The organism is Kitasatospora sp. NPDC043950 (assembly GCF_056435345.1).
Genome location: NZ_JBWKER010000140.1, coordinates 1 through 1,238, shown reverse-complemented (window position 1 = coordinate 1,238; position 1,238 = coordinate 1). Strand labels below are relative to the sequence as shown.

At 68.6% G+C, this 1,238-nt stretch carries 1 protein-coding gene; it reads right to left on the bottom strand.

The window, feature by feature from the left end; all coding sequences use genetic code 11:
* Window positions 1–38: 38 nt before the first annotated feature.
* A protein-coding gene (locus AC07BF_RS37825) for an IS3 family transposase (protein ID WP_478334610.1) occupies window positions 39–1,238 on the bottom strand; the annotation gives its coding sequence in 2 pieces (ribosomal slippage) (window positions 39–946 and window positions 946–1,238; 1,201 coding nt annotated over the 2 pieces). This gene is flagged as partial in the annotation.

The following is a 1,238-nucleotide window of genomic DNA, read 5'->3' as shown; positions in this document are numbered from 1 at the left end:
GGGGCTTCACCCTGGTTGGTAGACACGGGTTTGTGTGGTTATGCGGCGAGCGCCAGGGTAGCTGACTGCTGCTGCTCGTAGGTGACGGGGCTGACCTGGCCGTTGGCCGAGTGCCTGCGCCAGGTGTTGTATCTGTTCAGCCAGCGGAAAACCGCCGCTCGGCAGGCCTGGACTCCGGGCCAGCGGCGTGCGTCCTTGAGGAGCTCGCGTTTCAGTGAGGCGTGGAAGCTCTCGCAGGCGGCGTTGTCGGCACTCGTTCCGACAGCACCCATGGACTGCTTCACTCCCAACTCGGCACACAGGAAAGAGAATTGCCGACTTCCGTACTGCGCTCCATGATCGGAGTGGAACACCGCTCCGCGTAGGGTGCCGCGAGTGGCAGCGGCCATCGTCAGAGCGTCGGCGACCAGGGACGTGCACATGTGGTCGGCGATCGACCAGCCCACGACGCGCCTGCTGAAGCAGTCCAGCACCGTTGCCAGATACAGGAACTCCCCTTCCCCGACCGGGAGATATGTGATGTCGCCCATGTACTTCAGGTTCGGCGCCGGCGCGCTGAAGTCGCGCCCGAACAGGTCCGGCACCGGGGTCGCCGACGGCTCGGGCACGGTGGTGCGGACCTTCCGGCGCAGACGGGTGCCCACGATCCCGAACTTGCGCATCACCCGCGCGACCCGCTTCTCGTTCACCGCCAGGCCCCCATCCCGCAGCTCGGCGGTGACACGCGGGGCGCCGCAGGTCCCGTCGGACTCGGCGTGGACGCGCTGGATCCGCGCCGCCAGGACAGCGTCGGCCTCCTGCCGTTCTGCGCGGGTCGCGGCACTGGCGCGCCACTTGTAGTAACTGGAGCGCCGGATGCCCAGCACCTGGCAGAGCCGCTTGACCTCGAAGGCCTCCCGGTGGTCCTCAACGAACTGGAAGCGGCTCATCACCAGCTCGTCTCCGAGGCGAAATACTTCGTGGCCTTCCGCAGGATGTCCCGCTCGACCGACAGCGTCTCGCGGTCCTTGCGCAGCCCCGTGCTCTCCACCCGCAAAGCCGCGTTCTCCGCCTCCAGACGGACGATCCGTTCCTCGGGCGTCTCCACCCCAGGAGCCCCGGACCCGGCCGCAGCCGGCAGGACACCGTCGGGCCCCGGCGCGGCCCCCGCGGCCCGCACCCACTGCCGCAGCGACTCCGCATGCATGCCCAGATCCCGCGCGACCTGCGCATACGTCAGCGACGGATCGGAGCAGTAC